The organism is Streptomyces sp. NPDC048825 (genome assembly GCF_043198355.1).
In the GTDB taxonomy this organism is placed as follows: Bacteria; Actinomycetota; Actinomycetes; order Streptomycetales; family Streptomycetaceae; genus Streptomyces; species Streptomyces xiangluensis.
Genome location: NZ_JBICUR010000014.1, coordinates 14,369 through 36,919, shown reverse-complemented (window position 1 = coordinate 36,919; position 22,551 = coordinate 14,369). Strand labels below are relative to the sequence as shown.

The following is a 22,551-nucleotide window of genomic DNA, read 5'->3' as shown; positions in this document are numbered from 1 at the left end:
CTCCCGCAACGCCGCCGTCAACACCGGAGCCACCACCGGCTTCACCATCAGCTCCACCAGGCCCGCCTGCTGCCCGGTCGCATGCTCGATGCGTACGTCCTCGATGTTGACGCCCGCGGCGCCCGCGTCGGCGAAGATGCGGGCCAGTTGGCCCGGCTGGTCGTTGATGAGGACGACGACGCTCTCGTACACCGTGGGGGCGGCGCCGTGTTTGCCGGGGACTCGGATCTGGCCGGCGTTGCCGCGGCGCAGGACGTCCTCGATGCCGGTGGCGCCCTCACGGCGCTTGGCCTCGTCGGAGGACTGGAGGGCGCGCAGGGCCTGCACCGTTTCGTCCAGGTCGGCGGAGACGTCCGCGAGGAGATCGGCTACCGGCCCGGGGTTCGCGGACAGGATGTCGATCCACATCCGGGGGTCGGAGGCCGCGATACGCGTGACGTCGCGGATGCCCTGCCCACAGAGGCGTACGGCCGCCTCCTCGGCGTTCTCCAGGCGCGCGGCGACCATGCTGGACACCAGGTGGGGCATGTGGGAGACCAGGGCGACCGCACGGTCGTGGGCGTCGGCGTCCATCACCACCGGCACGGCCCGGCAGTGCGACACCAACTCCAGCGCCAGGTTGAGCACTTCGGTGTCGGTGTCCCGGGTCGGCGTCAGCACCCAGGGGCGGCCCTCGAAGAGGTCCCCGGTCGCGGCCAGGGGGCCCGACTTCTCACGGCCCGACATGGGATGCGAACCGATGTACGCGGAAAGGTCGAGACCCAGCGACTCCAGCTCACGACGCGGCCCTCCCTTGACGCTGGCCACGTCCAGGTAGCCGCGCGCGACCCCGCGCCGCATCGCGTCGGCGAGCGTCGCTGCCACGTGCGCGGGCGGCGCCGCGACGATCGCGAGGTCGACGGGGCCCTCGGGCTCCTCGTCCGTGCCCGCGCCGAGCGCGGCGGCCGTACGGGCCTGCTCCGGGTCGTGGTCGGCGAGGTGCACGACGACGCCACGCCCCACCAGGGCCAGCGCCGCCGACGTGCCGATGAGCCCCGTGCCGATGACGAGTGCGGTCCTCACTGGGCGATGTCCTTGCGGAGCGCTGCCGCGGCGCCGAGGTAGACATGCGCGATGTCGGAGCGCGGCAGATCGGACTCGATGTGCGCGAGGACGCGTACGACCCGGGGCATGGCACCCTCGATGTCCAGCTCCTGCGCGCAGATCAGCGGCACGTCGACGATGCCGAGCTTGCGCGCGGCGGCTGCCGGAAAGTCGCTGTGCAGGTCGGGCGTCGCCGTGAACCAGATACTGATGAGATCCTCGGTGGTCAGAGAGTTCCGCTCCAGGATGGCGGTGAGCAGCTCACTGACCTGCTCGTCCATGTGCCCGGCTTCGTCCCGCTCCAGTTGGACGGCGCCGCGGACCGCTCGTACCGCCACGGTGTCGCTCCTCGCTGATGTACGTATCGTCTCTGTGCACATCCAGCGTAGTCAGCCCTCAGTACGCGAGTACGCGGCGCCCGCCTGCCGAGACGAGGACATTGGGGGCTTTCCGGAGTCCGGTTCGCTGCCGCGCCCCTGAGGGGCGCGGGGCTGTCTCAATGTGCGGCTCCGCCGCGCGGGCGCGACCAGCCACAGACGGCCCGCAGCATTCGAACTGCATTTCCAGCGGAGCGTCATGTCACGGAACCGTACGGTCCCGCCAATGGGGGTGAAACGGCCTGGGTCCGCCTATGGACGCCGCCCCGCGCTTCCGCTTGCATGGGGATGCTGTCCGCGACGCCTCGGGGGAGGCACAAATGAAGCGCTCCGGACCACTTTTCACGCTTCTCGGGGGACTCCTGCTGGCCCTGTTGATGCTGTCGCTCAACGCGACGACAGGGACGAGCACCACGCCATCGGCCGGGGGCGAGAAGCCCGCCACGAAGGTGTCGCCCAGCCCGGCATCGGACCCGACGAAGACGACCGCGCCACCGAGCCCGTCGCCGAGCCCGCCGGGCAACGCCGACTACGCGGGCCGTACGGACGACGACTCCTCCGCGGTCGCGGTATCACTGCGCGACGGCAGGGCGATCGCGTACTTCTGCGACGGCCGGGACCAGGAGTCCTGGCTGAAGGGCGACGTCAAGGCCGACGGCACCATGCGCCTCACCAGCCGGCAGGGCGGCGTGCTGAACGGCGAGCTTAAGGGCAGCCGGATCAGCGGCACGGTGGACATGGGTCAGCAGGAGTACGGGTTCACCGCCGACAAGGCCCTCAAGCCCTCGGGGCTGTACCGGGCCACCGAGTCCGTACGCGGCGCCGAGATCGACGGCGGCTGGATCGTACTGCCGGACGGTCAGCAGGTCGGCATCGTCAAGCGCAACGGCACCCCCTCGGCCGCGCCCCGTATCGACCCCGAGACCGGCGCCGTGACGGTCGACGGACAGCAGCTCACCGCGCGCCCCGTGCAGCCGTAGTCCTCCGTTCAGCCCTGGCCTCAGCTTTGACCGCAGGGAGCCGACCATGACCGTCGACCCGAACGCCGCCACCCAGGACTTCCCCTCACCCGAACCGGCCCGCGGTCGCCGCCCGCAGGCCGTCGGCTACCTCGTCCCAGCCCTGGTCGCCGGGGCGGTCGCCCTCGCCCTCGGTGCGTACGGCAAGGTGCACGACCCGGCGGGCACGGCCTTCAACCTGGCCGGGTTCAACAGCACGGGCGCCGTCAAGTCCTGGCTGGCCACGGCGGCGATGGGCTTCGCGGTCGTCCAGCTCGTCTCGGCGCTCATGGTGTACGGGAAGCTGCCGGGACCGAGCTGGGCAGGGGTGCTGCACCGCTGGTCGGGACGGGTCGCGTTCCTGGTCGCGGTGCCGGTCGCCGTGCACTGTTTGTACGCATTGGGCTATCAAACATATGAACCGCGCGTATTGTGGCATTCGGTCCTGGGCTGCTTCTTCTTCGGTGCCTTCAGCGCCAAGATGCTGCTCCTTCGCTCGGAGCGACTGCCCGGTTGGCTGCTGCCCATCGTCGGCGGGCTCGTCTTCGCCACGCTCACGGTGGTCTGGCTGACCTCCGCCCTCTGGTTCTTCCGCACATTCGGAGTGACGACATGACGATCAGCTCGACGCGTCGCACGGTGCTCGCGGCGGGCGCGGCCGGCGCGGCTGCCCTGCTCGTGGGGTGCAGCGAGTACGGGAACGAGAACGGCGGGGGCGAGGCGGAGTCGCCGGCCCAGGAGGAGCCGACGTCCGGCGAGTCCCCCGGCGAGGCCCCGGCCGGCGAGGAACTGGCCAAGACCGCCGACATCCCGGTCGGCGGCGGCAAGATCTTCAAGGACGAGCAGGTCGTCGTCACCCAGCCCGAACAGGGCGAGTTCAAGGCCTTCTCGGCCATCTGCACCCATCAGCGCTGCACGGTCGCCAATGTCTCGGACGGCACGATCAACTGCACCTGCCACGGCAGCAAGTTCCGCGTCGCCGACGCCTCGGTGGCGGACGGCCCCGCGACGAGGCCGCTCCCCGAGGAGAAGATCGCGGTCACGGGAAATTCGATTCGCCTGGCGTGAACGGGCCCTTAGGCTCGGCCGCATGAGCCCCGAGGACCTGGTCCGCGATCACACGATCTTCTCCTGCGTCATGGGCTCCCGTGCCTTCGGCCTGGCCACGGACACCAGCGACACGGACGTCCGGGGCGTGTTCCTGGCCCCCACCCAGCTCTTCTGGCGCTTCGAGAAGCCGCCGACGCACGTCGACGGTCCCGCGGACGAACAGTTCAGCTGGGAACTGGAGCGCTTCTGCGCACTGGCCCTGCGCGCCAACCCGAACATCCTGGAGTGCCTGCACTCCCCACTCGTCACCTACGCGGACGACACAGGCCGCGAACTCCTCGCCCTGCGCGAAGCGTTCCTCTCCCTCCAGGCTCACAACACCTTCGCGCGCTACGCACTGGGCCAGCGCAAAAAGCTGGAAGCGGACGTCCGCACCAACGGCGCACCCCGCTGGAAGCACGCCATGCACCTGCTGCGCCTCCTGACGAGCTGCCGCGACCTGCTCCGCACGGGCACCCTCACTCTCGACGTCGGCGACCAGCGGGAACCCCTGCTCGAGGTGAAACGCGGCGAGGTCCCCTGGCCGGCCATCGAGTCCCGCATGGCCCGCCTCGCCACGGAAGCGGACGAGGCAGCCGCCCGCACCCCGCTCCCGCCCGAGCCGGACCGCGCCAGGATCGAGGACTTCCTGATCCGCACCCGCCGCACCTCAGCCGTGCGAACTCCCGTCGGTCGTACGTGACCCGGCCGGATCAAGCGTCCCAGAGCGCTCCCAGGGCCATGAGATCACCCCGGTACTCGATCCTGTCGGCCCACTCCGTGGGCCAGGCGTCGGCCCCGGTGTACGCCCCTGCGAACGCGCCCGCCAGGCAGGCGATCGAGTCGGAGTCGCCCGAGGTGCAGGCCGCTCGGCGCAGCGCCGTGAGCGGTTCGTCGAGGAAGAGCAGGAAGCAGAGCAGGCCGGTGGCGAGAGCTTCTTCCGCGATCCAGCCCTCGCCGGTGGCCAGACACGGGTCCGTCTCGGGTGAGGGCGAGCGCACGGCTTTCTGCAACCGGTCCAGGATCTCCACGCACTCGTCCCAGCCCCGCGCGATGAAGTGCGTCGGCGTCGGGTCCTGGCTGCGCGTCCACAGGTCGCCAAGCCAGTGCTCGTGGTAGCGGGTGCGGTTCTCGTACGCGTACGAGCGCAGCAGTCCGACGAGGCCGGTCGGTTCGGTGCCCTGCGCGAGGAGGCGTACGGCATGCGCGGTGAGGTCGGACGCGGCCAGCGCCGTGGGGTGGCCGTGTGTGAGCGCGGCCTGCAACTGGGCGGCCCCGGCGCGTTGTTCGTCGCTCAGGCCGGGGATCAGCCCGATGGGCGCGACGCGCATGTTGGCGCCGCAGCCCTTGGAGTGGATCTGGCTGGCGTCCTGCCAGGGCCGGTCCGGGCGCTCCAGCAGACCGCAGGCCCTGAGGCAGGTGTTGCCCGGGGCGCGGTTGTTCTCCGGAGAGCGGTTCCAGGCGATGAACTCCTGGCGTACGGCCTCGGCCATCGCCTCGGGTTCGAGCACCCCGCGGTCCATCACCGCCCGCAACCCTCGCCCCAACGCCAGCGTCATCTGTGTGTCGTCGGTGACGATCGCCGGCGTCGGCAACTCCATCTCACGCCACGGCCCGAACTTGGCGAGGATCGACGGCACGTCATTGAACTCGGTAGGGAAGCCGAGCGCGTCCCCGAGCGCGAGACCGTTGAGTGCTCCGGTGGCGGCTTGCTTCCTCACAGTGGTGGTCATACGGGGCGTCCTTCCCGGGACGGTCGGAGCAGAGGTGGGTGGAGGGTGGCGGCCGTACCCGCCCGGTACAGCGCCGCCGGCTTGCCCCGCCCGCCGGTCAGGCGCGCCGCGCCGGGGATCGGCTCGACGAAGCCGGGCGTGGCGAGGACCTTGCGCCGGAAGTTGGGTCGGTCCAGGACCGTCCCCCACACCGTCTCGTAGACCTGCTGCAGCTCCCCGAGCGTGAACTCGGGCGGGCAGAAGGCCGTGGCGAGACAGGTGTACTCGAGCTTGGCGCCGACCCGTTCATGGGCGTCGACGAGGATCCGGTCGTGGTCGAAGGCGAGCGGTCCGAGCCCGTCGTACGGCAGCCACTGGGCGCGTGCCGCGTCCCCGCCGCCGTGCGGCTCGAGCGAAGCGAGGTGCGGGTCCCCCCGGACGGAGTCCGGGGGAGCGTCGGGCAGCAGCGCCGTGTACGCGACGGAGACGACCCGCATCCGGGGATCGCGGTCCGGTTCGCTGTATGTCCGCAGCTGCTCCAGATGCAGCCCGGGGACGTCCGACAGGCCGGTCTCCTCGGCGAGTTCGCGCCGGGCGGCCGTCTCCGCGGACTCGTCGGGCAGGACGAAACCGCCGGGAAGTGCCCAGCGGCCCGCGTACGGCTCCTGACCGCGCTCGATCAGGAGCACCTGGAGTACGGCCCCCCGGATCGTGAACACCGCGAGGTCGACGGTGACGGCGAAGGGTTCGAAGGCGTGCTTGTCGTAGCCCTCGGGTGCGGTGCCCGCTGCTGATGTCACGCCTGCCCACCTCCTTAATAGTCACTCAGACTATAAAGAGGCGGGCAGGCTGTGGCAACCCCTCAACTCCCGTGCATGACCTCAACTCCCCTGCTTGGACGGCGAGAGCGATGCCACCACCGCCCCGGCGGCCGAGACTGCCGCCGAGACCCACAGCGCGGGGGCGCATCCGTCGATGAAGCTCTCCGCCGAGTCATAGCCCCCGTACCGGACGAACACGGCCGCGGCAACAGCGACTCCGAAGACCCCGCCCAGCTCGCGCAGCGCGTTGTTGACGCCCGACGCGACGCCCACCTCTGCGGGCGGCACCGACGAGCTCACGGCGTTCGCGACGGTGGGAAAGACCATGGAGATGCCGACTCCGGCGATGATCAGCGGCATGACCAGGCGGTCGTAGCCGACCCCGGGCTCCACCTGCCAGGCCATCAGCCCGAGCCCCACCGCCTGGAGGACGAGGCCCGTCAGCATGAAGGGCCGGTTCCCGAACCGGTCCGCGAGCGCCCCCGCGACCGGCGCGACGAGCAGCGGCGTACCGGTCCACACCAGGATCCGCAGGCCCGCCTCCAACGGGGAGTTACCCAGGCCGACCTGGAAGAGCTGCGAGATCATGAACAGCGCACCGAGCAGCGACATGAACATCAGGAAGACCGCAGCGTTGGCGGTGGAGAAGCCGCGCCGCCGGAAGTGCGCGAGCGGCAGCATCGGGTACCGCGCCCCCGACCGCTCCCAGCCGAGGAAGGCCGCCACGAACACGACCCCGACGGCCAGGGCGACCAGCACCTCGGCGCTGCCCCACCCCGCCTCCGGCGCCCGCACCGGCGCCCAGGCGAGTCCGGTCAGGCCCAAGGCGGCCAACGCCAGCCCCAGGATGTCCAGTTGAGGCCGCGGACCGTGGCTCTCACGCAGCTTCCGCGCGGCGAGCGGAAGCATCACAAGCCCCAGAGGCACGTTCAGCCAGAAGATCCACTGCCAGGACAGACCATCTGTGACGGCCCCGCCCAGTACCGGCCCGGCGGCCACCCCGAGTCCGCTCACCCCGCCCCACAGACCGATCGCCACTCCCCGCTTCTCGGCCGGGAACGCCTCGCTGATCAGGGTCAGTGTGAGAGGGAGGAGTACGGCCGCTCCCGCGCCCTGAACGGCACGTGCCGCGATGAGTTCACCGGCGCCACCGGCGAGTGCGGCCCACGCGGAGGCCAGTGTGAAGACGGCGAGCCCGACGACGTACATCCGCCGCCGCCCGAACCGGTCGCCGAGCGCGGCGCCCGTCAGGGTCAGACAGGCGAAGACGAGGTTGTACGCATTGATCGTCCACTCCAGCTGGGACAGGCTCGCCCCGAAGTCGGCCTGCAGCGCGGGCAGCGCGGTGGCGACGACCACCACGTCCAGCGCGCACAGGAGCGCCCCCAGCCCGGCAAGGACCACCGTCCAGACGCGCCGTGGGGGTGCGGTGGATGGCGGTGCCTTGCGGGCGGGGGCGAGCAGAGTTTCTGCGATGTCGATGTCAGCCATGAGGGATAAGCCCTTCCGTGAGAGTCACTCACGGAAGGCAGACCAGCCCCGCCCGGAAAAGGAATCGCGCCCGAGGAACGCGACGAGCCGGTCGGAGGCGCCGGCCCGGGGCAGCACGCCCACCGGCTCGGCGAAACGCACTCCCCGGTCCTCGTCCGCGACCACACACCGCGCGACGGACAGCAACTCGGCCGCGAGCGCCGGCGGAATCGGCCGCGGCCGCCCGCAGGCCTGCGCCACGTCCCAGCCGTGGACAGCGATCTCGACAGCGCCGGTGGCGGCCATCACGCGGACGTCCAACGGCCGGTCTCCCAGCGACACGGAGCGCCCCTCCCCGGGCGGCAGGGCCACCCAGGCACCGAGCAGCGCACAGGCACGCCGCCGGAAGTCGCACGCGGGATCCGCGCGGCCCTCCGCCGCCGGGAAGAGACCGATCCGCCCGCCCGTCAGCCCCTCGTGCAGTGCGTCGAGCGCGTCGTCGAGATGGCCGAGCAACTCCCCCAGGTCCCACCGCGCGCACGGCGTTGCCCGACGCAGACTCCCGGGTGCCACGACGGCGACGCTCCCCAGCGCGTACGCGAGCGAACGCTCCAGCAGCTCCCCGGAGTTCACGACAGCACCTCGGGCATCCCGAAGATTCCGGCCAGCCCTGGTTCCAGGAAGACGGTGATCCGCGTGATCTCCCGGTCCTCGACGGTGAGCACCTGCACGGAGTGCGCCCGGTACATCTCGTCCGCACCGCGCTTGTAGGCCACCACGGCCGGCTGCCCGTTCGCCTGCGTGGGGATCATCCGCAGATGTCCCTTCTCGTGCTCGAGCGCCTCCAGGAACCGCATGACGTCCTTCCTCCCGCTGAACCACTCCAGGTAGGGCGGCATCTCCAGCTCGACGCCTTCCTGGAGCAGCCCGAGCAGCGCATCCATGTCGGCGTACTCGAAGGCGGCCACATATCGGTCGAGCAGCTCACGGTCGTCCGTGCTGTCCGGCTCCGCCAGCAGGTCCTCGTCCGGCGCCACTTCGTCGAGCCGGGCACGCGCGCGCTGGAGGCTGCTTTTCACTGCCGCGGTCGTGGTCCCGAGCAGGGCGGCCACCTCGTGTGCCCGCCAGGCAAGCACGTCCCTGAGGATGAGCACGGTCCGCTGCCGCGCGGGCAGATTCTGCAGCGCCGCGACGAGCGCGAGCCGCAGGCTGCCGCGCGCCGCGACGACGGTCGCCGGGTCGACGAGCGTGTCGGGTACCGGCTGGAGCCACGGGATGTCCGTCGGAGGAGTACTCAACGGCTCCTCAGGCGCGTCTGACGGCCCGCCGAGCCCCGTGGGCAGCGGACGCCGTTCGCGTCCCTCCAGCGCCGTCAGACACGTATTGGTGGCGATCCGGTAGAGCCAGGTCCGCAAGGAGGCGCGGCCCTCGTATCCGTCGTACGACCGCCAGGCCCGCAGATACGTCTCCTGCACCAGATCTTCGGCGTCGTCGACCGACCCGAGCATCCGGTAGCAGTGCGCCAGCAGCTCGCGCCGGTACATCCCCGTAAGCCGTACGAACTCGTCGCGATCCGTCGTCACAGCCATGGCCGCTCCCTTCCCTCACGGGTACAGACCCCAGGAGCGGCGAAAACGCATCGGCCGGCCCCGGACGAATTCCGGAACCGGCCGTCGAGCGTGGCGAGTACGGCGGCCTAGAGGTCGACCTCCTGCATCAGCATCCCGACCTCCGTGTTGGACAGGCGGCGCAGCCAGCCCGACTTCTGGTCGCCGAGCGTGATCGGCCCGAAGGCGACGCGCACGAGCTTGTCGACCGGGAAGCCCGCCTCGGCGAGCATGCGGCGCACGATGTGCTTGCGGCCCTCGTGGAGAGTGACCTCTACGAGGTAGTTCTTGCCGGTCTGCTGGACGACGCGGAAGTGGTCCGCGCGCGCGTACCCGTCCTCCAGCTGGATGCCGTCCTTGAGCTGCTTGCCCAGGTCGCGGGGGATCGGCCCCACGATGTGCGCGAGGTAGGTCTTCTTGACGCCGTACCGGGGGTGCGTCAGCCGGTTGGACAGCTCGCCGTGGTTGGTGAGCAGGATGATGCCCTCGGTCTCCGTGTCGAGCCGTCCCACATGGAAGAGCCGCGTCTCACGGTTGGTGACATAGTCCCCGAGGCACTGGCGCCCCTCCGGGTCCTCCATCGTCGAGACGACACCGGCGGGCTTGTTCAGCGCGAAGAACTGGTACGCCTGTGTGGCGACCGTCAGCCCGTCGACCTTGATCTCGTCCTTCTCCGGGTCGACGCGCAGCCCCTGCTCGAGCACGATCTCGCCGTTGACCTCGACACGGGCCTGCTCGATCAGCTCCTCGCAGGCGCGCCGCGAACCGTATCCCGCGCGCGCGAGCACCTTCTGCAGCCGCTCGCCCTCCTGCTCGGCACCCGGGAAGGTCTTCGGGAGCTTGACGTCCTTCTTGCCCGCGTACCGGTCGCGGTTGCGCTCCTCGATCTGCGTCTCGTACTCGCGGGGACGTGCCGGAGCCGTACGACCGCGCCCGCCCGGCTGTGCCTTCTTCGGAGCGCCCTTGGCGCCGCCCCGCGCGGAGCTGCCACGCCCGGACTTGGGGCCCTCCTTGCTGGCGTCGGGGCCCACGTCGTAGCGGCGCTCCTCGGGGCGGGGCTTGCGGGGGCGGCCCTGCCCCTGCTTCTGGTCCCTGTTGTTGCCGGCGCCGCGGGAGTTACCGCGCCCGCCGCTCTTGCCGCTGCCGCTGCTTCGCATCAAATTTCCGTCGTCGTGTCGTCATCGGGGTCCGGTGCATCCGGATCGAACGACGGTACGCCTTCCTGCGTCTCGGCCTCGATCGCCTCCGCCTCGGGGAGGAAGGGCGCGAGCTCCGGAAGCTCGTCCAGGCCGCGCAGGCCCATCCGCTCCAGGAAGTAGTTCGTCGTCCTGTACAGGATCGCACCTGTTTCGGGTTCCGCGCCCGCCTCCTCTATCAGCCCGCGCTGCAGGAGGGTGCGCATCACACCGTCGCAGTTCACTCCTCGCACGGCCGAGACGCGGGAACGGCTGACCGGCTGGCGGTACGCCACGACCGCGAGCGTCTCCAGGGCGGCCTGCGTGAGCCGCGCCTGCTGGCCGTCCAGTACGAACCGTTCGACGGCCGCCGCGTACTCGGGCCGGGTGTAGAACCGCCAGCCGCCCGCGACGAGCCGCAGCTCAAAGCCCCGGCCCTGGACGGTGTACTCGTCGGCCAGCGCCCGCAGCGCGTCCGCGATCTGCCGCCGGGGCCGCTCCAGGATCTTCGCGAGGTGCTCCTCGGTCGCGGGTTCGTCCACGACCATGAGTACGGCCTCCAGGGCGGGTCCGAGGTCAAGATCCGCGACGCTGCGCAGCCCTGCCGGCGCCTCGGTGGTGTTCTCGCTCACGCCTTCTCCTCCTTGGCTTCGTCCTGGACCGGCTCCGGAGGCCTGTCGAACTCGTCCGTCACCCTGGGCTCCGCCTCGCTGTCCCCGCCCGTCCAGCGCACCAGCAGCTCCCCCAGCGCCTCCTCCTGGTCGAGCGCGACGGCCTTCTCGCGATACAGCTCCAGCAGGGCCAGGAACCGCGCCACGACGGTCAGCGTGTCGTCCGTGTCCTCCACGAGCGCCCGGAAGGTGGCCTCCCCCAGCTCTCTCAGCCGCGCCACAACGATCCCGGCCTGCTCCTGCACACTCACCAGCGGGGCGTGGATGTGGTCGACGTACACCTGCGGCTTGGCCTTGGGCTGCATCGCCTTCACCGCAAGCTTCGCGAAGCCCTCCGCCCCGATGCTGATGACGACCTCGGGCAACAACTCGGCGTGATGCGGCTCCAGTCCGACAGTGCGCGGATACCGCCGGGCCTCCTCCTCGAGCCGCCCGCTGAAGATCTCGGCGATCTGTTTGTACGCGCGGTACTGCAACAGCCGCGCGAACAACAGATCCCGCGCCTCGAGCAGCGCCAGATCCGCCTCGTCCTCCACCTCGGCGGACGGCAGCAGCCGAGCGGCCTTGAGATCGAGCAGGGTGGCGGCGACGACAAGAAACTCGGTCGTCTCATCGAGGTCCCAGTCCGGCCCCATCCCCCGGATGTGCGCCATGAACTCATCGGTGACCTTGGAAAGCGCCACCTCGGTCACATCCAGCTTGTGCTTCGAGATCAACTGAAGCAGCAGGTCAAAGGGCCCTTCAAAGTTGGCCAGCCGAACTCTGAACGTCCCGTCATCGGGCTCGGCGGGAGCCTCGGGTACGACAGCGGGCGGTACGGCGTCATCCTCGCCGGCGTTGTGGGCAGTCGCTCCGCGGGGCGATGGGGGTGCCCCCGCTGGAGCGGATTCGAGAGTGGGGGAGGGTGGGCACAACGCCCCACGGTCCGCAGGCGAAGAACCGTCCTCAACCAGCAACTCGCTCTCCGCCGAAGGCGAGACGGCTTCCGCCCCAGGCGGGTCCGGCGCCGCCGCAGGCGGCTCAACCTCCGCCGGAGGCGCAGGCACCGGCGCCTCATCCGCCTCCGGAGGCGGTGGCGGAGCCCCCGGCCCCCGCCCCAGCGCACGCCGACGACCGGCGGAGCCGGATGCGGGGACGGAGCCGTCGTACGAGGTCATAGCCGTCGCAGGCTACCGCTTACCGCCCGCGAAGCCGACGGACAAGAATGCTGGCGTCCCCTCGGGACTCGAGATCCGCGAGCACCACGGCCACAGCCTCACGAACGATCCGCCCGCGATCCACCGCAAGCCCGTGCTCCCCGCGGAGCACCAGCCGGGCGTGCTCGAGGTCCATGAGCTCCTCGGCGGACACGTACACGGTGATCTTCTCGTCGTGCCGCTCCCGCCCACTGGGCCGCCGCGCGGCGGCCCGCCCGCGCTTGCGCGGCTGAGCGGCGGCGGCAGAACCTTCCTGCGCCCCCTGCCGTCGCCCGGAGCGGTCGGCTCCGGCGCCACGGGTACGGGACTCCCCGGCATCGGCGGACTCGGAGTCCGCGGCCACATGCTCGGCCCCGTCACCGTCCCCGCCCTGCGCGGGCACAGCCTGCGGCGCGTCTTCCGCGATCCCGGAACCGGATCCCGAGCCGGAGGCAGCCGTATCGCCCTCGCCCGCGGGAGCCGGCACCCGGGCCTCACCGTTGGACTGGCCGTTGGCCTGGCGCCTGGGGCTGGACGACTGAAGCGCCATCCCCCCTGTCGTACGGAACAGTTCGTCGGCCCCCGGCAGACTCACTCGGCGTGACACCGGGCGAGCACCTCCCTGGCGAGCTGGCGATAGGCGGCGGCACCGACGGAGTTGGAGGCGTACGTGGTGATCGGTTCACCGGCGACCGTGGTCTCCGGGAAGCGGACCGTGCGCCCGATGACCGTGTGGTAGACGTGATCGTCGAAGGCCTCGACGACACGGGCGAGCACCTCGCGGCTGTGCACGGTGCGCGAGTCGTACATCGTGGCGAGGATGCCGTCGAGCTCCAGCTCGGGGTTGAGCCGCTCCTGGACCTTCTCGATGGTCTCGGTGAGCAGCGCGACACCTCGCAGTGCGAAGAACTCGCACTCCAGCGGCACGATCACCTTGTGGGCGGCCGTGAGGGCGTTCACGGTGAGCAGGCCGAGCGAGGGCTGGCAGTCGATCACGATGTAGTCGTAGTCGGCCATCAGCGGCTTCAGTGCCCGCTGCAGCGTGGACTCGCGCGCGACCTCGGACACCAGCTGAACCTCGGCGGCCGACAGATCGATATTGCTGGGCAGCAGATCCATGTTCGGAACCGCGGTCTTGAGGAGGACCTCGTCGGCCGCCATGCCCCGCTCCATGAGCAGGTTGTAGACGGTGAGATCGAGCTCCATCGGGTTGACACCGAGGCCGACCGACAGCGCGCCCTGCGGGTCGAAGTCGACCAGCAGGACCCGTCGTCCGTACTCCGCGAGCGCGGCGCCCAGGTTGATGGTCGACGTCGTCTTGCCGACGCCGCCCTTCTGGTTGCACATCGCGATGATCTTCGCGGGGCCGTGATCGGTCAGCGGGCCCGGGATCGGGAAGTACGGCAGCGGGCGCCCGGTCGGGCCGATGCGTTCACGACGCTGGCGTGCCGCGTCGGGCGCGAGCGTGGCCGCGTACTCCGGATCGGGCTCGTACTCGGCGTCGGGGTCGTAGAAGTGCCCTTCGGGCAGGTCGTCGTAGTCGGCGAAGTGGGTGCGGTTCTCGCCACTTCCGTTGCCGGCCATGGCGTTCACGTGATGGCCATCCATGCTCTGGTGGACTGTCTGAGTCCGGTGTGGACTCTGGTGGGCTGCGAAGGTGCGCACAGCTACGGAGCCGACAGCCTCGAGCCCCGTGGGCCTCGGGCCCTGCGCAGGCATTCCTGGTTGACCACCCCCGGGAGTAAATGTCGACTCATTCACAAGTCGTCTTACCTCCTTGGTGACCAGGAAACTTCTAGATAGGTCAGCGTGGCACCATGCCGACGGTTGGCGACTCTATGGCGTGTCACCGGTCCGCAGCAACACAATCCGCCGGACCCGGCCCGATGTGTCGGCAACGGAACACCCCTCTGTCAAGGGCGTAAGGCCGTCGCACGGCAGGTTTCGCGGGTGTGCGAAACGGTCGAAGCGTTACGTTCGAGGCGAGTTGAGCGAGTCTCGCAAAGGGTCTCGACAACATGTGGCCGAACCTGGTTCCCCAAGGTCCGGCCGGGTGCATGTCGTTGACGATTCGTGTTGACGTATCGCCTTTTATCGGTGGAGAGATGGGTCGGCGGATCAGCCGAGCAGGGTCTCCAGCTCTCGGTGCTCCAGGCCGTGCGCCTCCGCGACCTCGCGGTAAATGACCTTGCCGTCATGGGTGTTGAGGCCCTTGGCGAGCGCGGCGTCACGGCGCAGCGCCTCGACCCAGCCGCGGTTCGCGAGCTCCACGATGTACGGGAGCGTGGCGTTGGTCAGCGCGTACGTGGAGGTGTTGGGCACGGCGCCGGGCATGTTGGCGACGCAGTAGAAGACCGAGTTGTGGACCGGGAAGGCCGGCTCGGCGTGGGTCGTCGGACGCGAGTCCTCGAAGCAACCGCCTTGATCAATCGCGATGTCGACAAGAACACTTCCCGGCTTCATCCGGGAGACGAGCTCGTTGGTGACCAGCTTCGGCGCCTTGGCGCCCGGGATGAGCACGGCGCCGATGACGAGATCGGCCTCCAGGCACGCCTTCTCGAGTTCGAAGGCGTTGGAGACGACGGTCTGGATCTTCGTGCCGAAGACCTTGTCGGCTTCCTTGAGCTTGTTGATGTCCTTGTCGAGCAGGGTCACGTGGAAGCCCATGCCGATGGCGATCTGCGCGGCGTTCCAGCCAGAGACACCGCCGCCGATGACGACGGCCCGGCCGGCCAGCACGCCCGGGACCCCGCCGGGCAGCACACCGCGGCCGCCGTTCGCGGCCATCAGGTGGTAGGCACCGACCTGTGGGGCGAGCCGGCCCGCGACCTCGGACATCGGAGCGAGCAGCGGCAGCGCGCGACTGGGCAGCTCGACCGTTTCGTACGCGATGGCGGTGGTGCCGGACTCCAGGAGCGCGTCCGTGCACTCCTTGGACGCGGCCAGGTGCAGATAGGTGAAGAGGATCTGGTCCTTGCGGAGGCGGTGGTACTCCTCGGCGATCGGCTCCTTGACCTTCAGCAGCAGGTCGGCGGAGGCCCACACCTCGTCCGCGGTACCGAGGATCTGTGCACCGGCGGCGACGAACTCGTCGTCCGTGATCGAGGAGCCGACACCGGCACCCCGCTCGATGACGACCTGGTGGCCGTGGCGCACCAGCTCATGCACTCCGGCGGGGGTGATGGCCACCCGGAACTCGTTGTTCTTGACCTCGCGGGGGATGCCGACCTTCACGTCGATCACGGTCCTTGGCTCAGGGGGTTGTGGGGTAACGCCTGCCCGGACGATGCCAGACATATCCGGATGCACGGGAGCACACCGGAGACACCACGAAAGGACGCGGCGGAGCCAGTCTAATGAAGGGATTCTCTGTGTCTAGCCTTTCAATGCTTCAATCTTCTGCGGATGTACTACGGATTTCGTAGGCGTTAGCGTCGTGTTCCCTCTCGGACAGGTCCTCCGGGAGCTCGTCTCCCAGCATGCGCTCGGCCGCGCCGCGGTGCAGCCGAGCAGCCACGGGGTCGCCGAGCCGGTCCAGGGTGTCGGCGAGCCGGAGCTGCAGAGCGGCCCGCAGTCGTACGTCCTCGGCGCGGCGCGCCCACTCGATCGCCTCCTGGCAGGTGCGCAGCGACTCCTCGGGCCGGCCGGAGTACTCCTGCACCCGTGCCAGCTCGCTCAACGCCTTGGCCACGCCTGCCACTTCGCCGTTTCTGCGATGGCCGGTGACCGCCGAGCGCCAGCTGCGCAGCGCCTCGTCGTAGCGGCCCGCGTACGTGTGCACAGTGGCGATACGGCCGTGCAGCCGGGCCGCGTCCACGCGCTCGTCGCGCGCGAGCCGCTGCGCGAGCGCCCGCCCGTACCAGTCGGCGGCCCGGTCGAAGTCCCCCAGCTCCTGGTGGGCGCCGCCTACGGATTCCATCGCGCGGCCGGTCGCGTACGGGTCGTTCGCCTCCCGTCCGGCGTCGAGAGCGGCGCGGTAGCGGGCGAGCGCCTCACTGGTGCGGCCGGTCCGGGCGTCCAGGTCCGCGAGGTTCAGCAGCGCGGCGGCCTTCTCGCGGGGCAGCTTCCGCCGCTCGGCGACATCGAGAACAAGCTGGTGGATGCCGTACAGCTCGGGCGCCACCGCCCGCGTACCGAAGTGCGCGACCATCGCCCGCACCAGCGCGGCCATCAGGCGGCGTGCGAGGGTGTCCAACTCCCCGTCGGCGACCGCGAGCCGGGCGGAGGCCAACAGCGCGGGCTGCCGGATGCGCAGCCAGTCGGCAGCCGCGCGGGGGTTCTTGAAGCGCAGGGCGCGGGGCATCCCGGCGAGCTTCTCGCGGGCGGGCGAGCTGTCGGTCTCGGTGATCGCGCGGCAGGAGGCCAGCAGCCGTACGGTCCGCTCCAGCATCCGGGCGCGGGCCAGCTGCAGCTCGGCGGGCCGGTCCTCGCTCTCGGTGTGCGAGCGCAGCAGCGGCAGCAGACAGCCGGGCACCTCGTACTGCGGCAGCGGTGACTCGACGCGCCGTACGAGGCCGAGCCCGACGAAGTCGTCGAGGGAGGACTCGGCGGCGCCCACCGAGCAGCCGGCGAGCGCCGACGCGGTGTGCGGGTCGACGAGGCCCGCGGGGGCGAGCGAAAGCAGGCGCAGCATCTGTGCGCGGGCTGGGGAAAGTTCGGCGTACACGAGGTGGAAGACACGCTCGAGTGCCGAACCCTCGTCACTCTCTGTGCGCATCTGCTTGGCGAGGTCGGCGACGGCCGCCTTCGGCCGGCGGGCCAGCCAGCCGCCGGCGAGTACCAGCGCGGCGGGCTGGGCGGCGCAGATCTCGACGAGTCCTTCGGCGGCGCGCGGGTCGACAGTGATGCGTACCGAGCCGGTGTAGCGGCCGAGGAGTTCGACGGCGGACTTGGTGTCCAGGCCGCCGAGGGTGCAGGGGCGGACGTCGGAGATCCCGGTCAGGGGTCCGTCGGAGACGGCGACGACCAGGCATTCCGGGTTGTCGGGGAGGAGCGCGTCGACCTGTTCCGCGTCCGCCGCGTCGTCGAGCAGGAGCAGCACCCGGCGGGTGGCGAGACCCTCGCGCAGCGCCTCGACGAGGTCGTCCTCCGAGGCTCCGGGCGGGGCGGTCAGCTCCAGGGCGGCGAGCAGGTCGCGGGCGGTGCGCTCCGTCGGTACCGGTGTGCCGTCGGGTTCGCTCAAGCAGGCTCGCAGCGTGCCGTCCCGGTAACTGTCCGCGACCTGCCGTACGAGTTCTTCGGCGAGCGCGGTGCGGCCGAAGCCGGGCTTGCCCGCGATGAGCAGCACGCGCGCGCGTGGTGCTTTCCGGCCCGCCAGGGTGTCCAGGCCCGCACGCTCGATGTCCGCGCGGAGTTCCTTCAACTCTCTTGTACGGCCGAGAAACTGACCCTCCGTGGATGGGGGTCCCCCCGCTCGGGCGAAGCCGGGAGTGGTGGAGGACCCGGCAGCCGGGCGCTGCTCCTTGGCCGGCACCTTCTTGCCCTGGGTGCCCACCGCCTGATCCGTCACGGGCCACACTCCCGTCCCACCGCACGCGCAAGCCCGCCGGGACTCCGGACGGGGCGTTTCCAGAGCCTAGTTCACGCTCTGCGACGATTCCGGCGGAGCGCGGCGGGTACGTCCCCCGATCGGATCAGGCGATCGTCACACCGGCGACAGGTCGGTGTGCGTCCGGCTTCGCGAGCAGGCGGGGATCACACGTCGAAGGGCCGCGCGGGCCACGGCGCCTCGGCCGGGCGCAGCGCGTCGAGACCGTCGCCGTTCTGGGCCGCGACCAGGGAAAGAGCGCCCACGACAAGGCAGTTGTTGTGCAGCTCACCGGCGAGCACACCGCGGACGAGCTCCTCGACGGGGACCCGCGAGAGCTCCATGTCGGCTTCTTCGTCCTCGACCTCGAAACGCTGCCCCTCCGCCTCGGACAGATCCCGGGCGAGGAAGATCCGTACGGCCTCGTCGCAGCCGCCCGGCGTCGTGTAGACGTCGGTGAGCACCCGCCAGTCCTCGGCCTTGACGTGGGCCTCTTCGTACAGCTCGCGCTGCGCGGCGTGCAGCGGGTTCTCGCCGGGGATGTCGAGCAGGCCGGCCGGGATCTCCCACAGTTTCTGGCGTACGGGGTGCCGGTACTGGCGGATGACCAGGACGCGGCCCTGGTCGTCGAGGGCGAGGACCGCCACCGAACCGGGGTGGACCTGGTAGTCGCGCCGGACGACCGTCCCGTCGGGCATGACCACGTCGTCCGTGCGCACGGAGGTCTTGTTCCCCGTGAACGGAGTCTCGGTCGCCCTGACCTCCCACTCCTCGGCGGTGTCCTTGATGGTCATGTCGACTTGTCCTCCCACGTACACAGAAAAACCGGGGCACGCGTCGCAAAGGACCCGCACCCCGGCAACCGTACAACCTCGTGTTACTTACCCGTCTTCCGCTCCACGGCGGCCTTCACCAGGCCCGCGAACAGCGGATGCGGACGCGTCGGGCGCGAGCGCAGCTCGGGGTGCGCCTGGGTCGCGACCAGGTAGGGGTGGACGTCGCGCGGGTACTCCAGGTACTCCACGAGCTTGCCGTCCGGGGACGTGCCGGAGAACAGCAGACCGGCCTTCTTCTCCAGCTCGGCGCGGTAGGAGTTGTTGACCTCGTAGCGGTGACGGTGGCGCTCCTCGGCGTACTCCTTGCCGCCGTACACCTCGCGCACGAGCGAGCCCTCGGCGAGCTTGGCCGGGTACATGCCCAGCCGCATCGTGCCGCCCATGTCGCCCTCGCCGGCGACGATGTCGAGCTGCTCGGCCATGGTGGAGATGACGGGGTGGCCGGTCGCGGCGTCGAACTCCGTGGAGTTGGCGTCCGCGATGTCGGCGAGATTGCGCGCGGCCTCGATCACGATGCACTGCAGGCCGAGACACAGCCCGAGCAGCGGGATCTTGTTCTCGCGGGCGTACTGGATGGCGCCGACCTTGCCGGAGACGCCGCGGTCGCCGAAGCCGCCGGGGATACAGATCGCGTCGACGTCGGCGAGCTGCTGGGCGGCACCCGCCGGGGTCTTGCAGTCGTCCGAAGTGACCCACTTGATCTTCACGCGCGCCTTGTTGGCGAACCCGCCGGCTCGCAACGCCTCGGTGACCGAAAGGTATGCGTCGGGCAGGTCGATGTACTTGCCGACGAGCGCGAGATTGATCTCGTGCTGCGGGTTGTGGACCCGGTCGAGCAGGTCGTCCCAGATCGTCCAGTCCACGTCGCGGAAGGCGAGGTCCAGCTTGCGCACGACGTAGGCGTCCAGGCCCTCGGTGTGCAGGACCTTCGGGATGTCGTAGATCGACTTTGCGTCGATGGCCGCGACCACGGCCGCCTCGTCGACGTCGCACATCAGCGAGATCTTGCGCTTGATCGCGGTCGGCACCTCGCGGTCGGCGCGCAGCACGATCGCATCTGGCTGAATACCGATGTTGCGCAGAGCCGCAACCGAATGCTGCGTCGGCTTCGTCTTCAACTCTCCCGACGGTCCGATGTAGGGAAGGAGCGAGATGTGGACGACGAACACATTGTCGCGGCCGACCTCGTGACGGACCTGACGGACGGTCTCCAGGAACGGCAGCGACTCGATGTCGCCGACCGTGCCCCCGACCTCCGTGATCACCACGTCCACGTCATCCGTGGCCATGCGCCGGATTCGGTGCTTGATCTCGTTGGTGATGTGCGGGATGACCTGCACGGTGTCGCCGAGGTACTCGCCGCGCCGCTCCTTGGCGATCACCGTCGAGTACACCTGGCCGGTGGTGATGTTGGCGGAGCCGTCCAGGTCCACGTCGAGGAAGCGCTCGTAGTGACCGATGTCCAGGTCCGTCTCGGCGCCGTCGTTGGTGACGAACACCTCACCGTGCTGGAACGGGTTCATGGTGCCCGGGTCGACGTTCAGATACGGGTCGAGCTTCTGCATCGTGACCCGCAGACCCCGCGCCTTGAGCAGTGCGCCCAGGCTGGACGCGGTCAGGCCCTTGCCGAGGGAGGAGGCGACACCCCCGGTGACGAAGATGTGCTTGGTCGTCGAAGATTTGGGCGGCATGGCCAAGACGGGGCTCCCGTGGTCGCGGTTCGGAGTGCGGGCCGGCTGCCTGACCCGGGCGTTTCGGGAGGTGCCGCCGCTGCGGTTCGGAGGACCCCTCGCGTCGGTTTCTGCTTCGGGGGCGCCCACCGGTCCACGGGCTACCAGGGTATCAGCGCCCCGGGGAGGCCGCTTCCGGCCACGCTCCGCACACGGGCCGACACAGGGCACAGTGGTGGGCACTCTTCCCACTCATCCGGCGCAATCGCTTTCCAGAGAGGGGCGCACGGATCACCATCGTGCGTCGTATCCTGCTCGGACGATCGCTGCCGAGCCGGGCCGAACAACGGCACCACCCCGCCCGTATTCTCCGGACACAGAGCTCGTCAGTTCGTTTCGCAACGACAATCACTGCGACCATTGACGTCATGCGACGACGTTGTATTGACCCGTTCCCCTGACCGCAAAGAGCAACCGCCCCCTGGGGGGCGACGTGGCCGTTCGACTGGAGATGCACGTGGCCGGGCGCATCGAGGACTACGCACTTATCGGAGACATGCAGACCGCAGCACTGGTCTGCCGGGACGGCACGGTGGACTGGCTGTGCCTGCCCCGCTTCGACTCCCACGCCGTCTTCGCCGGACTGCTCGGCACCGAGGAGCACGGCTTCTGGCGGCTTGGCCCCGCGCACTCGGCGGACGCCCAGCCGCCCAGAGCGGCCCGCCGCACCTATCGCGGCGACTCCCTGATCCTCGAATCCGAGTGGGATACGCCACGTGGAACGGTCCGTGTGACCGATTTCATGCCCCCTCGTGACGGCGCACCCCAGTTGGTGCGGATCGTCGAGGGCATCTCGGGCCGGGTGCCGATGCGCTCCGCGCTGCGGATGCGTTTCTCGTACGGCCGTGTCGTGCCCTGGGTGCACAAGCACGAGGGGCGGACGGTGGCCGTCGCCGGGCCCGACTCCGTGTGGTTCGACACAACGGCCGAGACCTACGGCAAGGCGCTGACCACGTACGCGGACTTCACGGTGGCGCCGGGTGACCGGATCGCGTTCACCATCTCCTGGCAGCCCTCGCACAAGGAGCCGCCCGCGGAGCCCGAGCCGGAGCAGGCCCTGGAGGCCACCGAGGAGTTCTGGCGCGAGTGGGTCGAGCAGTGCACGTACCACGGGCCCTACCGCGAGGCCGTGGTCCGCTCGCTGATCACCCTGAAGGCGCTGACGTACGCGCCCACCGGCGGCATCGTCGCCGCGCCCACCACCTCGCTGCCGGAGGAGATCGGCGGCGTCCGCAACTGGGACTACCGCTACACCTGGCTGCGCGACGCGGCGATCACCCTCTCCTCACTGCTGCGCACCGGCTACCGCGAGGAGGCGCGCGCCTGGCGCGAGTGGCTGCTGCGCGCCGTCGCGGGCGACCCGGAGAGCCTGCAGATCATGTACGGCATCGCGGGCGAGCGTGAGCTGGGTGAGGCGGAGCTCGACTGGCTGCCCGGGTACGAGAACTCCGCGCCCGTACGTGTCGGGAACGGCGCCGCGCACCAGCTCCAGCTGGATGTCTACGGCGAGGTCACCGAGGCCCTGCACCTGGCGCACATGACGGGCCTGGCCCGCAACGACTACGCATCCCTGCTGCAGCTCAAGCTGATCCGCTACCTGGAGAACCACTGGGACGAGCCGGACGAGGGTATCTGGGAGGTCCGCGGTCCGCGCCGGCACTTCGTGCACTCCAAGGTGATGGCCTGGGTCGCGGTCGACCGCACCATCAAGCTCATCGAGTCCGGCGACGCGGACGGTCCGCTGGAGAAGTGGCGCGAGCTGCGCGACGACATCCACCGCGATGTGTGTGAGAAGGGTTACGACAAGGAGCGCAACACCTTCACACAGTCGTACGGCTCCAAGGAGCTGGACGCCTCGCTGCTACTGATCCCGCAGATGGGCTTCCTGCCGCCGGACGACAAGCGTGTGATCGGCACGATCGAGGCCATCCAGCGGGAGCTGTCGACCACGGACGGCTTCATCCTGCGCTACCCCACCGCCGGTGAGGACGCGGGCGTGGACGGCCTGGAGGGTGACGAGGGCGCGTTCCTCGCCTGCTCGTTCTGGATGGCGGACGACCTGGCGATGATCGGCCGCGTCGACGAGGCCCGCAAGCTCTTCGAGAAGCTGCTCGCCCTGCGCAACGACCTCGGTCTGCTGGCCGAGGAGTGGGACCCGCGCCTCAAGCGCCAGGTAGGGAACTTCCCGCAGGCGTTCAGCCACGTGCCGCTGATCGACACGGCACTGCGGCTGACGGCTTCGGGGGCGTACGGCGGCTGATGAGCTACTGACGACAAGCC

General features: G+C 70.0%; 21 protein-coding genes. 5 read left to right on the top strand and 16 right to left on the bottom strand.

The genetic code is table 11. The features are described from left to right. Window positions 1–1,062: prephenate dehydrogenase (locus tag ACGFNK_RS30145; RefSeq protein WP_393420927.1), on the bottom strand; the 1,062-nt coding region annotated here is incomplete at its 3' end. Continuing rightward, the gene (aroH, locus tag ACGFNK_RS30140; protein WP_033324028.1) at window positions 1,059–1,421 is read right to left on the bottom strand and encodes a chorismate mutase; all 363 of its coding nucleotides are present in this window, start codon (window positions 1,419–1,421) and stop codon (window positions 1,059–1,061) included. The genes ACGFNK_RS30145 and aroH, both read right to left, overlap by 4 nt. 359 nt (window positions 1,422–1,780) lie before the next feature. Here aroH and ACGFNK_RS30135 point away from each other — a divergent pair, with 359 nt between their 5' ends. From ACGFNK_RS30135 to ACGFNK_RS30120, 4 genes are read left to right on the top strand one after another with little or no spacing between them, the layout of a single operon-like run. Then, window positions 1,781–2,440 (top strand): hypothetical protein, encoded by a 660-nt coding sequence (locus ACGFNK_RS30135; protein WP_393420925.1) that lies wholly within the window; start codon window positions 1,781–1,783, stop codon window positions 2,438–2,440. 46 nt (window positions 2,441–2,486) lie between these two features. Beyond that, on the top strand, window positions 2,487–3,074 hold the full coding sequence (locus tag ACGFNK_RS30130; RefSeq protein WP_393420923.1) for a DUF6529 family protein: 588 nt from the start codon (window positions 2,487–2,489) through the stop codon (window positions 3,072–3,074). After that, window positions 3,071–3,526, top strand: coding sequence for a Rieske (2Fe-2S) protein (locus tag ACGFNK_RS30125; protein WP_393420921.1), 456 nt, complete (start codon window positions 3,071–3,073; stop codon window positions 3,524–3,526). Before ACGFNK_RS30130 ends, ACGFNK_RS30125 begins: the two co-directional genes overlap by 4 nt. A 22-nt stretch (window positions 3,527–3,548) precedes the next feature. Then, on the top strand, window positions 3,549–4,250 hold the full coding sequence (locus ACGFNK_RS30120) for a DNA polymerase beta superfamily protein (RefSeq protein ID WP_393420919.1): 702 nt from the start codon (window positions 3,549–3,551) through the stop codon (window positions 4,248–4,250). A 10-nt stretch (window positions 4,251–4,260) separates the two neighbouring features. On the opposite strand, the gene ACGFNK_RS30115 is transcribed toward ACGFNK_RS30120, so the two are convergent. The 14 genes from ACGFNK_RS30115 to ACGFNK_RS30050 all read right to left on the bottom strand — a co-directional run bounded on the left by ACGFNK_RS30115 (window position 4,261) and on the right by ACGFNK_RS30050 (window position 20,232). Continuing rightward, on the bottom strand, window positions 4,261–5,280 hold the full coding sequence (locus ACGFNK_RS30115; RefSeq protein WP_393420917.1) for an ADP-ribosylglycohydrolase family protein: 1,020 nt from the start codon (window positions 5,278–5,280) through the stop codon (window positions 4,261–4,263). Then, a complete protein-coding gene (locus tag ACGFNK_RS30110; protein ID WP_393420916.1) occupies window positions 5,277–6,059 on the bottom strand; it encodes an NUDIX domain-containing protein in 783 nt (260 codons plus the stop codon). Before ACGFNK_RS30110 ends, ACGFNK_RS30115 begins: the two co-directional genes overlap by 4 nt. Window positions 6,060–6,140: 81 nt before the next feature. After that, complete coding sequence (locus tag ACGFNK_RS30105) at window positions 6,141–7,571, bottom strand: MFS transporter (protein ID WP_393420914.1); 1,431 nt, start codon at window positions 7,569–7,571, stop codon at window positions 6,141–6,143. Window positions 7,572–7,595: 24 nt separating this feature from the next. Continuing rightward, window positions 7,596–8,183 (bottom strand): TIGR03086 family metal-binding protein, encoded by a 588-nt coding sequence (locus ACGFNK_RS30100; RefSeq protein WP_393420912.1) that lies wholly within the window; start codon window positions 8,181–8,183, stop codon window positions 7,596–7,598. After that, window positions 8,180–9,139 (bottom strand): sigma-70 family RNA polymerase sigma factor, encoded by a 960-nt coding sequence (locus tag ACGFNK_RS30095; RefSeq protein ID WP_393420910.1) that lies wholly within the window; start codon window positions 9,137–9,139, stop codon window positions 8,180–8,182. The genes ACGFNK_RS30100 and ACGFNK_RS30095 overlap by 4 nt, the downstream gene beginning before the upstream one ends. Window positions 9,140–9,246: 107 nt before the next feature. Further along, window positions 9,247–10,314, bottom strand: a complete 1,068-nt coding sequence (locus ACGFNK_RS30090; protein WP_393420908.1) for a pseudouridine synthase — start codon at window positions 10,312–10,314, stop codon at window positions 9,247–9,249. Next, window positions 10,314–10,964: an SMC-Scp complex subunit ScpB gene (gene scpB / locus ACGFNK_RS30085; protein ID WP_344387713.1), complete on the bottom strand. Its 651-nt coding sequence runs from the start codon at window positions 10,962–10,964 to the stop codon at window positions 10,314–10,316. Before scpB ends, ACGFNK_RS30090 begins: the two co-directional genes overlap by 1 nt. Beyond that, window positions 10,961–12,160 (bottom strand): segregation and condensation protein A, encoded by a 1,200-nt coding sequence (locus ACGFNK_RS30080; protein WP_393420906.1) that lies wholly within the window; start codon window positions 12,158–12,160, stop codon window positions 10,961–10,963. Before ACGFNK_RS30080 ends, scpB begins: the two co-directional genes overlap by 4 nt. Window positions 12,161–12,179: 19 nt before the next feature. After that, window positions 12,180–12,785, bottom strand: a complete 606-nt coding sequence (locus ACGFNK_RS30075; RefSeq protein WP_393420904.1) for a hypothetical protein — start codon at window positions 12,783–12,785, stop codon at window positions 12,180–12,182. Continuing rightward, window positions 12,770–13,897: a ParA family protein gene (locus tag ACGFNK_RS30070; RefSeq protein ID WP_344387709.1), complete on the bottom strand. Its 1,128-nt coding sequence runs from the start codon at window positions 13,895–13,897 to the stop codon at window positions 12,770–12,772. The genes ACGFNK_RS30075 and ACGFNK_RS30070 overlap by 16 nt, the downstream gene beginning before the upstream one ends. A 399-nt stretch (window positions 13,898–14,296) precedes the next feature. Beyond that, the gene (ald, locus tag ACGFNK_RS30065) at window positions 14,297–15,421 is read right to left on the bottom strand and encodes an alanine dehydrogenase (protein ID WP_393420902.1); all 1,125 of its coding nucleotides are present in this window, start codon (window positions 15,419–15,421) and stop codon (window positions 14,297–14,299) included. A gap of 148 nt (window positions 15,422–15,569) precedes the next feature. Further along, a complete protein-coding gene (locus ACGFNK_RS30060) occupies window positions 15,570–17,687 on the bottom strand; it encodes a tetratricopeptide repeat protein (RefSeq protein WP_393420900.1) in 2,118 nt (705 codons plus the stop codon). 185 nt (window positions 17,688–17,872) lie between these two features. Then, on the bottom strand, window positions 17,873–18,499 hold the full coding sequence (locus tag ACGFNK_RS30055; protein WP_386344102.1) for an NUDIX domain-containing protein: 627 nt from the start codon (window positions 18,497–18,499) through the stop codon (window positions 17,873–17,875). An 83-nt stretch (window positions 18,500–18,582) separates the two neighbouring features. Then, entirely contained in the window at window positions 18,583–20,232 is a 1,650-nt protein-coding gene (locus ACGFNK_RS30050) for a CTP synthase (protein ID WP_393420898.1), read from the bottom strand. A gap of 490 nt (window positions 20,233–20,722) precedes the next feature. Between ACGFNK_RS30050 and ACGFNK_RS30045 the strand changes: the two genes are divergently transcribed. Further along, a complete protein-coding gene (locus tag ACGFNK_RS30045; protein ID WP_393421258.1) occupies window positions 20,723–22,531 on the top strand; it encodes a glycoside hydrolase family 15 protein in 1,809 nt (602 codons plus the stop codon). The last annotated feature ends 20 nt before the right edge of the window (window positions 22,532–22,551 follow it).